The sequence below is a fragment of the Streptomyces sp. NPDC030838 genome, from assembly GCF_055572035.1.
The window spans coordinates 79,853-93,750 of sequence record NZ_JBVIED010000003.1; the positions used below are offsets into that span (position 1 = coordinate 79,853).

Here is a 13,898-nt window from a genome sequence, read left to right on the forward strand (position 1 = left end):
CCCACGGTGACGATCTCGTCACCGTGGGGCCGGAGCGGTGACGGCTCGGTGCATACTTCGGTGCACGCTGCACGCATTCCGAAGGCGTCGGAGGTGCCCGGAACCGGACTCGAACCGGTACGCCCGCGAGGGGCAGCGAGGTTTAAGCTCGCCGTGTCTGCATTCCACCATCCGGGCAGGCCATGGGCTCCGCGTCGAGATTCCGAGCCTATCGGGACACGTCCCCCGAACAGCGGAAGGGCGGACCGATGTTGTCTTATTTTATTGACGTCTGAGGGTGCATCAGCACTCGGAACGCGCCATCCGCACTTGCCAATAGCCTTGCGTGCGGCGCCCGCGCGCGCATGCGGAATGACGGAATTTCACCGTCCGAACGAGGGCACTCCACCTGTTCTCGACACGATCACCCGCTCGGGCGTCCCTGCCGCCTCCCCCCTGGCCGGGTCTCAGGGTCGCCCGTCATTCCCAGGTATGACACGGGCCCGGCCCGTCCGACCGCAGTCGCCCCCCGGAACCGGAACAGCGGCTGACTACACGGCGCCATACCGCCGGAACGATGGATCAGTACCTCGATCCCCTTCCGACAGGAGCGCCTTCCCGTGACCACGACTCCCCTCGCCGACCGGACCACCGCGGTGGCCGCCCGCGCCACGGAGCTGTCGAAGATCTACGGACAGGGCGAGACCCAGGTGGTCGCCCTCGACCGGGTCTCCGTCGAGTTCCGCCAGGCCGAGTTCACCGCGATCATGGGTCCCTCCGGGTCCGGCAAGTCCACGCTGATGCACTGCGTGGCCGGCCTCGACACCTTCTCCTCCGGGTCCGTGCGCATCGGTGACACGGAGCTGGGCTCGCTCAAGGACAAGCAGCTCACCAAGCTCCGCCGGGACAAGATCGGCTTCATCTTCCAGGCGTTCAACCTGCTGCCGACGCTGACCGCGCTGGAGAACATCACCCTTCCGATGGACATCGCGGGCCGCAAGCCGGACAAGCGGTGGCTCGACACGGTGATCCAGATGGTCGGCCTGTCCGGGCGGCTCGGCCACCGCCCCGCCCAGCTCTCCGGCGGCCAGCAGCAGCGCGTCGCGGTCGCCCGGGCGCTCGCCTCCAAGCCGGACATCATCTTCGGCGACGAGCCGACCGGAAACCTCGACTCGCGCTCCGGCGCCGAGGTGCTGGGCTTCCTGCGCAACTCGGTGCGCGAACTGGGGCAGACGGTGGTGATGGTGACCCACGACCCGGTGGCGGCGGCGTACGCGGACCGCGTGGTGTTCCTGGCGGACGGCCGGATCGTGGACGAGGTGTACGGGCCGACGGCGGAGTCGGTGCTGGACCGCATGAAGCAGTTCGACGGCAAGGGCCGCACCAGCTGACCCACCGACACCGATCCCCGCCCGCCCCTCTGGACTGAGAAGAAACGATGTTCCGTACCGCCTTGCGCAATGTGCTCGCGCACAAGGCCCGGCTCCTGATGACCGTGCTCGCCGTGATGCTCGGCGTGGCCTTCGTGTCGGGGACCCTGGTCTTCACCAACACCATCTCGGACGCCTACCAGAAGAGCTCCGCCAAGGGCTTCGACCAGGTCGACGTCGCCGTGGACCCCGAGTACCAGGAGGACAAGGGCGACACCCTCGGCAAGACCCCGGAGCTGACCCAGGCGATCCTCGACAAGAGCGCGCGGGTGCCCGGCGCCGCCTCGGCCATCGGCGTGGTCACCGGCTTCACCGCCCTCGCCGATCAGGACGGCAAGCTGGTCGGCAACGGCTTCCAGTCGCAGGGCGGCAACTACTGGGGCACCGACGACCCGCGCTACCCGCTGACCGAGGGCCACGCCCCCAAGGGCCGCGGCGAAGTCCTGATCGACGCCAGGACTGCCGAGCGCACCGGCTACCGGGTCGGTGACACGCTGCGCCTGTCGGTCGACGGCCCGGTCCTCTCGCCGAAGATCGCCGGCATCTTCACCACCGACGACGGCAATGTCGCCGCCGGCGGCAGCCTCGCCCTGTTCGACACGGCGACCGCACAGCAGCTGTTCGGCAAGAAGGGCGCGTACGACCAGATCGCCGTCAAGGCGAAGCCGGGCGTCACTCAGAGCGCGCTCAAGGCCGAGCTGGACAAGGCGCTGCCCGCGGACCGCGTCGAGACCACCACCGGCAAGCAGCTCGCCGACGACCAGGCGGAAATGATCGCCTCCCAGATGAGCGGCCTGAAGCAGGGCCTGCTGGTGTTCGCCGGGATCGCGCTGTTCGTCGGCACCTTCATCATCGCCAACACCTTCACCATGCTGGTCGCCCAGCGCACCAAGGAGCTGGCGCTGCTCCGCGCGGTCGGCGCCTCCCGTCGCCAGGTCACCCGGTCGGTGCTGATCGAGGCGTTCGTGGTGGGCACGGTCGCGGCGGTGACCGGCCTGGTCGCGGGCGTCGGCATCGGGGCCGGTCTGCGCTCCCTGATGGGCTCGCTCGGCGAGACGGTGCCGGACGGGCCGCTGGTGGTCTCCCCCGGCACGATCGCCGCCGCGCTCGCCGTCGGCGTCCTCGTCACCATGCTCGCCGCCTGGCTGCCCGGCCGCCGCGCCGCGAAGATCCCGCCGGTGGCCGCGATGAGCAGCGTGCACGCCAAGGCGACGGTGAAGTCGCTGGTGCTGCGCAACACGATCGGCGCGCTGTTCGCCGGCGCGGGCGTCGCGGTCGTCCTCGCGGCGACCACGATGAGCGGCTCGGACGGCCAGGCGCCGATGGGTCTGGGCGCCTGCCTGCTGATCATCGGCGTGTTCGTGCTGACGCCGCTGCTGTCCCGCCCGCTGATCGCCGCCGCGGCGCCGGTCCTGCGGATCTTCGGGATCTCCGGCAAGCTGGCCCGCCAGAACTCGGTGCGCAACCCGCGCCGTACGGCCGCCACCGCCTCCGCGCTGATGATCGGCCTGACCCTGATCACCGGGATGACGGTGATGGCGGGCAGCCTGCAGAAGTCGATCGACAAGATGGCCTCGGACGCGATCCGCGCGGACTACGTCGTCTCGATGGCGAACGGGGCCCTCTCCCCGGAGGTCGACAAGAAGCTCAAGGAGACCGAGGGCGTCACCGCCACCAGCCCGTGGCGCAACGCCGCCGCGCGCATCGACGGCGAGACCGAGTTCCTGACCGGAGTCACCGGCGCCACCATCGGCGACCTGACCGAACTGCCGGTCGAGGACGGCGCCTTCAAGGTCGCCGGGGACCGGGTGGTCGTGGACGAGGACACCGCGACGTCGCACGGCTGGACGGCGGGCTCCACCTTCACCGCGTCGTTCGAGGACGGCAAGAAGGAGAAGCTGACCGTCGCCGGCGTCTACCAGCCCAACGACATGATGCGCGGCATCCTGCTCGACCTGCCCACCCTCGCCCCGCACCAGACCGACCCGGCCGACATGCAGGTCATGGTGAAGACCGCCGACGGCGCGTCCGAGGCGACGAAGGACAAGCTGGAGAAGGCCCTCGGCTCCAACCCGGCGATCAAGGTCCAGGACAAGAAGGACATCTCCAACGAGATCGCACAGATGTTCACGATGATGCTGAACATGCTCTACGGCCTGCTGGCCATGGCGGTGATCGTGGCCGTCCTCGGCGTCATCAACACCCTGGCCATGTCGGTGTTCGAGCGCTCCCAGGAGATCGGCATGCTCCGCGCGATCGGCCTGGACCGCACCGGCATCAAGCGGATGGTCCGCCTGGAGTCCCTGGTCATCTCCCTCTTCGGCGGTGTGCTCGGCATCGGCCTCGGCGTGTTCTTCGGCTGGGCGGCCGGAGAGCTCCTGGCGAGCAGCATGGCGACGTACGAACTCGTCCTGCCCTGGACCCGCATGGCGGTGTTCCTGCTGCTGGCGGCCACGGTGGGCATCCTGGCGGCCCTGTGGCCCGCCCGCCGCGCGGCCCGGCTGAACATGCTGGCGGCGATCAAGTCGGAGTAGCGGCCACGAGGGCACAGGGCCCGGTTCCCGAGGGGAGCCGGGCCCTGGCGCGGTGATGCGATCACACGTTCCAGGTACGGGCCCGCAACGGCATCCCGGAGTCCCCTGAATCGGGCGTACGGACGGCGAGCACCTGATTGACACCGATCCGGTTCCGCTCGAAGGCCAGCGCGGAGGCGGCCATGTACAGCCGCCACACACGCGCCCGGCCCGGACTGGTCAGCCGCACGGCCTGCCCCCAGCCGGCCTCCAGGTTGGCGACCCAGCGGCGCAGGGTGAGCGCGTAGTGCTCGCGGATCGACTCCACGTCCCGCACCTCGAACCCGGCCCGCTCCAGCTGGCCGACGGTGGTGCCGATGGGAGCCAACTCCCCGTCGGGAAAGACGTAGGAGTCGATGAACTCATCCACGCTGTAGGTGGTTTCATCCCGCTGCGGCCGCCGCGCGATCTGGTGGTTGAGCAGCCGCCCGCCCGGCTTGAGCAGGGTGTACAGAGTCCGGGCGTACTCCAGATACCGCTCGGACCCCACGTGCTCGGCCATCCCGATGGACGAAATGGCGTCGAACGGCCCGTCAGCGACATCCCGGTAGTCCTGCACCCGGATCTCCACACGGTCGGTCAGCCCCTCGTCGGCGACCCGCTTGCGGGCGTACGCGGCCTGCTCCTGCGAGAGCGTGATGCCGACGACGCTCACCCCGTGCTCTCGGGCGGCGTGCATGGCCATGGACCCCCACCCGCACCCGACGTCGAGCATCCGCTGACCCGGCCTCAGCCCCAGCTTTCTGCAGACGAGTTCGAGCTTGTCCCGCTGAGCCCCCTCCAGAGTCCCCCCTTCTCCCTCGGGTGCCTCCCAGTAGGCACACGAGTAGACCATGGAGGGCCCGAGAACCAGCTCGTAGAAGTCGTTCCCGACGTCGTAGTGATGGCTGATGGCGCGCTTGTCCCGGTGCCGGGTGTGCAGATGCCCGCGCCGCCGGCGGACCTCCTCGCGCGGCGGGGCGGGCGGCAGCGCGAGCCCGGCCATCCGCACCAGCCCCCGCACGGCGCCCCGCACCTCCGGATCCCGCAACGCCTCCCGGAGCGTCCGGGCGCCCTCCCCCCGCTCCCACACCAGCCCCGCCATCAGCTCGAGCACGGCATACAGATCACCCTCGATCTCCAGATCCCCGGCGACCCAAGCGCGGGCGAGGCCCAGTTCGCCCGGTTTGAACAGCATCCGGCGCAGGGCGCGGCGGTTGCGCACGACGAGCGCCGGTGCGTCCGGCGGTCCCGCCTGCGATCCGTCCCAGGCCTTCAGGCGTACCGGGAGCGGGGCTCCCAGCAGCTGCTCGGCAAGACTCCTCAGCCGCTGCGCGGCGTCGGCCATGGCGCACACCTCCGTCAAAGGAATCGGCCCACACGATCCGTCTCCGTCCGGTCACCCCGGGAAACGATCGCGCACGGGGACGTCATTCCCCTCCGCACGATTCCCCTCCACACGCCGCTGCCGACACGTTGCCCGCATGTCATCCGATCGGCGGACCCGGGTCGCGGGCGCGAAGTGTGAGCCAGGGGCGCCCACCGGTCAAGTCCCGAGCTTCCGTGTCACGAATGTCCGGGCCATGACGCCGTGCAGGGGGGTGGGCCGTAATGGAGACAGAACATCTCGTTCGCTTTCCCCCACGCACTCTGGATGTGACATCGCCATGACCCGACCCTCCCGTTTCCATCGCCTCGCCCTGCTCGCCGCTTCGACCACCGTGATCACCGGAGGTGTGCTGCTGCCCGGCACGGCGTTCGCCGCCCCCCAGGCTCCGCACCCGGGCGTCGTCTCCGTCACGGACGCCGACGGCGCCGCCTCCCTGGCCGACTGGAAGGTGACCACCGATGCCCCGAGCGGTATCGAGGTCAAGCTCCCCGGTCAGCCCGGAATCAAGGAGTTCACCGAGGCCGAGGACGGTTTCGACGGTCGCCTCTACATGGTGCCGACCGATTACGGGGTCGTCGGCCTCATGGTCTCCGACTCCCCGGCGGGGACCGAGGACCTGCCGTGGGACATGAAGGGCACGCTCCGTGACTTCGTGGACGGGGCCAATGAGGACGTCCACTCCCCCGACGACAAGATCCGCAGCACTCACGTCCGGGAGGACACCACGGCCGACGACCGGCCTGTCCTCGAAGCGGACCTCGACTCCGAGAAGGGCTACGTGGGGCAGACCCGCCTGGTCGATCTCGGCGACCACCTGATCATGACGGTGGCGCTGGGCTCCAGGGACGCGGAGGACACCATGGAGGCGGACCACGACCAGCTCGTCGACAGCATCCGACTGCCGGACGGCGACGCCGCGTCCACCTGAGCGCGCGCCGCCGACGGCGCACACGCCGAAGGGGCCGCCCGCACCACGGATGGCGGGCGGCCCCTTCAGGGCTGTTCAGAGGTGACCGGGGGTCAGGAGGCCTTCGCCTTCTCCTCCGTCTTCGGCGCGGCGGCCGCGGGGGCCGGGGCCGGCTTGGCGGCCTCGTAGAACTCCTCGCGCGGGGACTCCAGGGCGCCGAGGGCGACGACCTCGCGCTTGAGGAACATGCCGAGCGTCCAGTCCGCGAAGACGCGGATCTTGCGGTTCCAGGTCGGCATGGCCAGACCGTGGTAGCCGCGGTGCATGTACCAGGCGAGACGTCCCTTGAGCTTGATCTTCATCTTGCCCATGACGATCATCGCGACGCCCTTGTGCAGGCCGAGGCCCGCGACCGCGCCCTTGTTGGCGTGGCTGTACTCCTTCTGCGGGAAGCCCCGCATGCCGGAGACCACGTTGTCGCCGAGGACCTTGGCCTGGCGCAGCGCGTGCTGGGCGTTCGGCGGGCACCAGGCGTTCTCGTTGCCCGCCTTGCGGCCGACGAGGTCCGGGACCTGGGCGTTGTCGCCCGCGGCCCAGATGTAGTCGGTGCCCTTGACCTGGAGGGTGGCCTCGGTGTCGACGTGGCCGCGGGGGCCGAGGGGGAGGCCGAAGCGGGCGAGAGCCGGGTTCGGCTTGACGCCGGCCGTCCAGACGATGGTGTTGGAGTCGACCTCGAGGCCGTTCTTCAGCACCACGTGGCCGTCGACGCAGGAGTCCATCGAGGTGGAGAGGTAGATCTCCACGCCGCGGCTCTCCAGGTGCTCCTTGCCGTAGGCGCCCAGCTTCGGGCCCACCTCGGGAAGGATCTTGTCCGCCGCGTCGACGAGGATGAAGCGCATGTCCTCACGGGACACGTTCTTGTAGTACTTGGCCGCGTCGCGGGCCATGTCCTCGACCTCGCCGATGGTCTCGGCGCCGGCGAAGCCACCGCCGATGAAGACGAAGGTGAGCGCCTTGCGGCGGATCTCCTCGTCGGTGGTGGAGTCGGCCTTGTCCAGCTGCTCCAGCACGTGGTTGCGCAGGCCGATGGCCTCCTCGATGCCCTTCATACCGATGCCCTGCTCGGCGAGGCCGGGGATCGGGAAGGTGCGGGAGACGGCGCCGAGGGCGATCACCAGGTAGTCGAAGGGCAGCTCGTACGCCTCGCCGACCAGCGGGGCGATCGTGGCGACCTTGCGGTCCTGGTCGATGGTGGTGACCCGGCCGGTGAGGACCTCCGCCTTGGGCAGCACGCGTCGCAGCGGGACGACGACGTGACGCGGGGAGATGTTGCCGGCGGCGGTTTCGGGGAGGAAGGGCTGGTAGGTCATGTACGACCGGGGGTCGACGACCGTGACGGTCGCCTCGCCGTAGCGCATCTTCTTGAGGATGCGCCGAGCTGCGTACAGGCCTACGTACCCACCGCCTACTACGAGGATCCTGGGACGCTCCGTGGTGCTCATGCCATCGAGTATCCACCCGGTTGGAGGGGGTGGCTCGTGCGCCCCTTCACAAGCTCCGACAGGCCCTGTGCTACACTCCCCGGCTCGCGTGACTTAGATCATGTCCAAGTACGGGAACCGTCTTCCGGCCAAGTCCGTTGTCAATGCCGCGTGAGCTGCCTCTCTCGGCGGTGAGCCGAGGCGTGAGGCCTCCGAAACACCCTCGCGGGCACGTGATCCGAAGGTCCTTCAAACAGTTCTTCTGAACATGTTCAACGAGCCTTCCGACCCCCGAAAGGGCCTACCGGCCCCTTTCGGTGCCCCGGGAGGGCCGTTTTCCTTGTGAAGAACTTCACGAACTTTCCCGACGGCATGTCAACGAGGGGCCCACGGAGGGCCCCTCGGGTGTCGCTCATACGGTATCCAAGCTGCTCAACCGGATACTACCGGCGAGTAACAAAAGAGAGCTACGCCACCGACCAGGCGATGCCGTCGAGGATGTCGTGCTCGCTCACCACGACCTCCTCCGCGCCGATCCGCTCCATGATCGACAGCAGGACGAGGGCCCCGGCGGCGATCACGTCCACCCGGCCCGGGTGCATGGACGGCACGGCCGCGCGCTCCGCGTGGGTGGAGTGCAGCAGCCAGTCGGTGATCTCCCGGACCTTGTCGCGGGAGACGCGCGAGTGGTGGATGGCCGTGGAGTCGTACTCCGGCAGTTCCTGGGCGATCGCCGAGACCGTCGTGACCGATCCGGCCAGCCCCACCAGCGTGCGCGCCTCGCGCAGCGGCACCGTCCGCTCCGCCAGGTCGAGGGCGGCCTGGATGTCGGCCCGCATCGCCGCGATCTGCTCCTCGGTGGGCGAGTCGGTGACCGCGCCGTCGCGCACCAGGTGCCGCTCGGTCATCCGGACGCAGCCGACGTCGACCGAGCGCGCGGCGCGCACATGCTCCTCGCCGACGACGAACTCCGTCGACCCGCCGCCGATGTCCACGACCAGGAAGGGCCGCTCGAGGTGGTCGTGCTCGGCCAGCTCCCTGGTCGCGCCGGTGAAGGAGAACTCCGCCTCCTGGTCACCGGTGATGACCTCCGGCTCGACGCCGAGGATGTCCATGACCCCGCGCACGAACTCGTCCCGGTTCTCGGCGTCCCGGGAGGCGGAGGTGGCCACGAAGCGCAGCCGCTCGGCGCCGTACTCCTTGATGACGGCGGCGTACTCGCGGCAGGCCGCGAAGGTCCGCTCCAGCGCCTCGGGGGCCAGCCGTCCGGTGCGGTCGACGCCCTGGCCGAGCCGCACGATCGTCATACGGCGGTCCAGCTCGGCGAGTTCGCCGGTCTCCGGGTCGCAGTCGGCGACCAGGAGGCGGATGGAGTTCGTACCGCAGTCGATGGCGGCGACCCGGGTCACTGCTCGCCCTCCTCGGACGTCTCGGGCAGGGTCACGCAGGAGCCCTTGCGCCACCACTCCGGCAGCATGGCGAGGGCCTCGTCGCCCAGCGGGTTCACGCCGGGACCGGCGGCCAGCGAGTGGGCGACCAGGACGTGCAGGCACTTGACCCGGTCCGGCATGCCGCCGGCGCTGGGGAAGCCCTTCAGCTCCTCGATCTCGTCGCGGCGCCGGATGTAGTCCTCGTGCGCGGCACGGTAGGCGGCGGCCAGGTCCGGGTCGCTCTCCAGCCGGGCCGTCATCTCCTTCATCACGCCGTTCGCCTCCAGCGTGCCGATGGCCGAGTTGGCCTTGGGGCACGTCAGGTAGTACAGCGTCGGGAAGGGCGTGCCGTCGGGCAGCCGCGGGGCCGTCTCCACGACGTCCGGCTGCCCGCAGGGACAGCGGTGCGCGATCGCGCGCAGCCCGCGCGGCGGACGGCCCAGCTGCTGCTTGAAGGCCTCGACGTCCGCGTCGGTGGGCTCGGTGCGCGGGGTGGGCGGCGGGGGCGTTTCCATGCCTGTCTTTCTGTGTCCGTTCAACTGTCCGAGAGGTCGGGCGGCCGGCCGGGCGGCTAGCCGTCCGCGGCGTCGGCCTTGTCGACGCCGTCCCAGACGTTCGAGTACCAGGGGCGGTCGGCCCCGCCCGTGTCGGTGCGGGACTGCTTGGCCGCGTCCGGGTCGATCACCACGTACCCGGTCTCGCCGGGCATCACATAGTGCAGGCGCTGCCGGATCTGCTGCTCGGCGTACGCGTCGTCCTGCCACCGCGCCTTCTGGTCGCGCAGCTGTTCGACGCGCTGCCGTGCCTGCTGCTTCTGCCGCTCCAGATCGGCGATCTCGGCGCGCTGGGCGACGTACTGCCTTATGGGGTAGGCGAGCGCCACGATCAGCGAGCAGACCACCAGCACGAGCAGCGCGGCCCGGCCGGTGAGCCGGGAGCGGCGCGCCTGCCGCCGGGTCTGCGAGCGGTAGACACGGGCGGCGGTCTGCTCGCCGAGCAGTCTGATCCTGGTCGCGGTGGAGAACCGGTCCCGGTCCTTCACGGCCATGTTGCCCGCCTCCCGTTCACGCGCGTACGTCCCCGCACACGGTACGGGACCGAGTACGGGGACGTACGTACGACTGGCTGACCTGGGGTGAGGCTCAGCCCTTGAAGCGCGGGAAGGCGCTGCGGCCGGCGTACACCGCCGCGTCGTCGAGGATCTCCTCGATGCGCAGCAGCTGGTTGTACTTGGCGACGCGCTCGGAGCGGGCCGGGGCGCCGGTCTTGATCTGGCCGCAGTTGGTGGCGACGGCCAGGTCGGCGATGGTGACGTCCTCGGTCTCGCCGGAGCGGTGGGACATCATGCACTTGAAGCCGTTGCGCTGGGCCAGCTCGACGGCGTCCAGGGTCTCGGTGAGCGAGCCGATCTGGTTCACCTTCACGAGCAGGGCGTTGGCGGCGCCCTCCTCGATACCGCGGGCCAGGCGCTCCGGGTTGGTGACGAACAGGTCGTCGCCGACGAGCTGGACCTTGTCACCGAGCTTCTCGGTGATGGTCTTCCAGCCGTCCCAGTCGTCCTCGAACAGCGGGTCCTCGATGGAGACCAGCGGGTACGCGTCGACCAGCTCGGCGTAGTACTCCGTCATCTCGGCGGCGGAGCGCTCCTTGCCCTCGAAGACGTACACGCCGTCCTTGTAGAACTCGGACGCGGCGACGTCGAGCGCCAGGGCGATCTGCTCGCCGGGGGCGTAGCCGGCCTCCTTGATGGCCTCGAGGATGAGGTCGAGGGCCTCGCGGTTGGAGCCCAGGTTCGGGGCGAAGCCGCCCTCGTCGCCGAGGCCGGTGGCCAGACCCTTGCTCTTCAGAACCTTCTTGAGGGTGTGGTAGACCTCGGCGCCCCAGCGCAGGGCCTCGGAGAAGGACTCCGCGCCGATCGGGGCGATCATGAACTCCTGGATGTCCACGTTGGAGTCGGCGTGCGAGCCGCCGTTCAGGATGTTCATCATCGGCACCGGCAGCAGGTGCGCGTTGGGGCCGCCCAGGTAGCGGAAGAGCGGCAGGTCGCTGGCCTCGGAGGCGGCGTGCGCGACGGCGAGCGAGACGCCGAGGATGGCGTTGGCGCCCAGGGAGCCCTTGTTGTCGGTGGCGTCCAGGTCGAACATGGCCTGGTCGATCAGGCGCTGCTCGGTGGCGTCGTAGCCGACCAGCTCCGGGCCGATCTGCTCGATGACGGCCAGGACGGCCTTCTCGACACCCTTGCCGAGGTAGCGGTTCGAGTCGCCGTCGCGGAGCTCGATGGCCTCGAAGGCGCCGGTGGAGGCGCCGGACGGGACGGCGGCACGACCCGTGCTGCCGTCGTCGAGGCCGACCTCGACCTCGACCGTGGGGTTGCCTCGGGAGTCCAGGATTTCCCGGGCTACGACGACGTCGATGGACGGCACGAGCATCTCCTTCGTGGATGTGACGCGGTTGGCAGGCCGCGGGTGTGGCTCTGCGAGATGAGCCTAACCGGCTCCCGCCGATCGGCCAGCCGGACGCCCACCCCGTGGACGGAACCGAGAGTAAATTGTTTCCGAACGGAACAAAGACGGTTCCGGAAAAACGCCGTCGGAAAAGCCCCCGCCCCGGCGCGTACGGGGGACACGCGCCGGGGCGGGGAGTCTGCGGGGCTCCGCGGCTTACTTCAGGTGCAGCTGCTGGCCGGGGTAGATGACGTCGGCGTCGTCGACGATGTCCTTGTTCAGCTCGAACAGCTTCTGCCAGCCGCCCTCGACGCCGTGCTCCTCGGCGATGGAGCTGAGGCTGTCGCCCTCGACCACCTTGTACTCGCCGTCGCCCTTCTCGACCTTCTCGCCGGTCGGGGTGGTGACGGTCTTCTCGGCCTTCTGGGTGGCGGCCGGGCGCTCGGCGGAGCGGGAGGCGGCCTGCTCCTCGGTCTCACGGTCGGCGGTGGCGCTGCCGCTGTCGCCGGTGGAGGCGGTGCCGCCGTTGTACGGGGTGTTCGACAGGCCGGTGCCGCAGTGCGGCCAGGCGCCCTTGCCCTGGCCCGCGAGGACCTTCTCGGCGATGGCTATCTGCTGCTCCTTGGTGGCCTGGTCGGCGGTGGCGGCGTACTGCGTGCCGCCGTACGCGGCCCAGGTGGAGGCGGAGAACTGCAGACCGCCGTAGTAGCCGTTGCCGGTGTTGATGGACCAGTTGCCGCCGGACTCGCACTGGGCGACGGTGTCCCACTCGGAGGCGGTGGCGGCGGAGGCGTTGCCGGCCGCCATCAGCGGGGCGGCGACGGCGGCGGCACCGGTGACGCCGACGGCGGCGATGACGCGAGCGGTCTTGGACGGACGACGGTGCTTGCCCTTGCCGGAAAACAGCATGGATCGATCCCCTCACCGACGCCTGCGAGGTGAGCTGTCGGGTTCGGGCCGGTTGAGTTGCCCGGCCGCGGCCCTCGCGGGCTGCGGCTTCACCCCAAGCCGGTTCCGGCGTCGAGTCTCCTCAACTGCCGGGCCCGGCACTTACCTTGGGTCCCCCGCTCCTGCCTGCGGCGCTTGACGCGACGACTGTTCCCGGGCGGCCGCTGGCAGGATTCGGCGTTGCGGCAGCCGGGGCTCGCGGTGACGAGCGGCCTTGACCGTAGCCACGCGATCCGCGGAATTTCAAAGACGATCAGGTCTTCTGAGACCTATCTCTCACCGCGTTTATAACGGACATTTAGCCCGAACCGTGACGCGAACTCCCGCTACTTTTCGACCGGTTCGACCCCTACCTCAAGGGTCTGACCGGGGATGATGAGGTCGGGGTCGGCGCCGACGGTCGCCTTGTTCTCGGCATAGAGCGCGGACCATCCGCCCTGCAGCTCAAGGGAGTCGGCGATGCCCCAGAGGCTGTCGCCGGCGCGCACCGTGTACGTGCCGTCGGCCGCGTCGCGCGCGGCGGCGGCGTCACGGGAGGCGTGACGGCCGGAGGATTCGGCCGTACGGCTGTCCGCGGCGTCCTCCTCGGCGCTGTCGCCGCGGTGGCGGCCGGTGCCGGTGGAGCCGGTGTCGGTGGCGCCCGAAGACGGGGCGTTCTGGCCCGACTTGTCCGAGTCGTCGTTCTTGGTGGTGGCCGCGGGAGAGCTCTCAGCCCCCTGGGACTCGCCCGACGACGCACCGTTGGAGGTGTCGGGAGAGGGCGAAGTCGTGGCAGAACCGGACGATTCGGCACCTTCCGAGGTTTCGGAGGAACCGGCGCTATCGGAGGATTCCGAGGAAGGAGATGATTCCGGCGAGTCGGACAAGCCGGACTCGGGCGTCTCGGGCGTCGCCTCGGGGGTGGCCGCCGCACCCGACGCCGCGTCAGCCGCCAGACCGGTGTCGACGCCGGCCGGCGCGGAGTCACCGTCGAGGCCGGCGAGCAGACCGCAGGTGGGCCAGGCCGCCACACCCTCGGCGGCGAGGATTCTCTCGGCGACGGCTATCTGCTGCGAACGGCTGGCCACGTCGGGGCTCTCGGCGTAGTCCAGACCGCCGTACTTCACCCAGTTCTCCTGGGAGATCTGCAGGCCGCCGTAGTAGCCGTTGCCGTTGTTCGCGCTCCAGGAGCCGCCGCTCTCGCACTCCGCGACCCTGTCCCAGGTCACCCCGCTGGCGGCGCTCGCGCTGGTCGCGCCGAGGAGCGGGATGGCGATGGCGGAACCGGTCACTCCGGCCGCGACGATGAGGGCCGGGGCCTGGCGGGGGCGACGGTGACGACCGTTCCCGGAGAGCAT

The 13,898-nt window shown here is 70.0% G+C and carries 11 protein-coding genes, 1 tRNA gene and 1 riboswitch; of the genes, 3 read left to right on the forward strand and 9 right to left on the reverse strand.

Annotation, left to right across the window (positions count from 1 at the left end; translation table 11 throughout):
• Positions 1–94 precede the first annotated feature (94 nt).
• A tRNA-Leu gene (locus ACZ42A_RS10845) sits at positions 95–177 on the reverse strand.
• Between the two features lie 422 nt (positions 178–599).
• On the opposite strand from ACZ42A_RS10845, the gene ACZ42A_RS10850 reads away from it, so the two are divergent.
• Positions 600–1,370, forward strand: coding sequence for an ABC transporter ATP-binding protein (locus tag ACZ42A_RS10850; RefSeq protein WP_468526842.1), 771 nt, complete (start codon positions 600–602; stop codon positions 1,368–1,370).
• Positions 1,371–1,417: 47 nt separating this feature from the next.
• Complete coding sequence (locus tag ACZ42A_RS10855) at positions 1,418–3,943, forward strand: ABC transporter permease (RefSeq protein WP_468526843.1); 2,526 nt, start codon at positions 1,418–1,420, stop codon at positions 3,941–3,943.
• A 61-nt stretch (positions 3,944–4,004) separates the two neighbouring features.
• Here the strand turns inward: ACZ42A_RS10855 and ACZ42A_RS10860 are convergent, their stop codons facing one another.
• Positions 4,005–5,309: a class I SAM-dependent methyltransferase gene (locus tag ACZ42A_RS10860; RefSeq protein ID WP_468526844.1), complete on the reverse strand. Its 1,305-nt coding sequence runs from the start codon at positions 5,307–5,309 to the stop codon at positions 4,005–4,007.
• A 319-nt stretch (positions 5,310–5,628) separates the two neighbouring features.
• On the opposite strand from ACZ42A_RS10860, the gene ACZ42A_RS10865 reads away from it, so the two are divergent.
• A complete protein-coding gene (locus tag ACZ42A_RS10865; RefSeq protein WP_468526845.1) occupies positions 5,629–6,279 on the forward strand; it encodes a hypothetical protein in 651 nt (216 codons plus the stop codon).
• Positions 6,280–6,371: 92 nt separating this feature from the next.
• On the opposite strand, the gene ACZ42A_RS10870 is transcribed toward ACZ42A_RS10865, so the two are convergent.
• The 7 genes from ACZ42A_RS10870 to ACZ42A_RS10900 all read right to left on the reverse strand — a co-directional run bounded on the left by ACZ42A_RS10870 (position 6,372) and on the right by ACZ42A_RS10900 (position 13,898).
• Positions 6,372–7,760, reverse strand: a complete 1,389-nt coding sequence (locus tag ACZ42A_RS10870) for an NAD(P)/FAD-dependent oxidoreductase (protein WP_468526846.1) — start codon at positions 7,758–7,760, stop codon at positions 6,372–6,374.
• A gap of 446 nt (positions 7,761–8,206) precedes the next feature.
• Positions 8,207–9,148 carry a Ppx/GppA phosphatase family protein gene (locus ACZ42A_RS10875; protein ID WP_468526847.1) on the reverse strand — a complete coding sequence of 314 codons (942 nt, stop codon included), beginning with the start codon at positions 9,146–9,148 and terminating at the stop codon, positions 8,207–8,209.
• Entirely contained in the window at positions 9,145–9,684 is a 540-nt protein-coding gene (locus ACZ42A_RS10880; RefSeq protein ID WP_468526848.1) for a DUF501 domain-containing protein, read from the reverse strand. Before ACZ42A_RS10880 ends, ACZ42A_RS10875 begins: the two co-directional genes overlap by 4 nt.
• 56 nt (positions 9,685–9,740) lie before the next feature.
• A complete protein-coding gene (locus tag ACZ42A_RS10885) occupies positions 9,741–10,217 on the reverse strand; it encodes an FtsB family cell division protein (RefSeq protein ID WP_468526849.1) in 477 nt (158 codons plus the stop codon).
• Between the two features lie 94 nt (positions 10,218–10,311).
• Positions 10,312–11,592 carry a phosphopyruvate hydratase gene (eno, locus tag ACZ42A_RS10890; RefSeq protein WP_468526850.1) on the reverse strand — a complete coding sequence of 427 codons (1,281 nt, stop codon included), beginning with the start codon at positions 11,590–11,592 and terminating at the stop codon, positions 10,312–10,314.
• Between the two features lie 237 nt (positions 11,593–11,829).
• Positions 11,830–12,522 carry a transglycosylase family protein gene (locus ACZ42A_RS10895; protein ID WP_468526851.1) on the reverse strand — a complete coding sequence of 231 codons (693 nt, stop codon included), beginning with the start codon at positions 12,520–12,522 and terminating at the stop codon, positions 11,830–11,832.
• A 4-nt stretch (positions 12,523–12,526) separates the two neighbouring features.
• Positions 12,527–12,705: riboswitch (cyclic di-AMP (ydaO/yuaA leader) on the reverse strand.
• A 182-nt stretch (positions 12,706–12,887) separates the two neighbouring features.
• Positions 12,888–13,898 (reverse strand): LysM peptidoglycan-binding domain-containing protein, encoded by a 1,011-nt coding sequence (locus ACZ42A_RS10900; RefSeq protein WP_468526852.1) that lies wholly within the window; start codon positions 13,896–13,898, stop codon positions 12,888–12,890.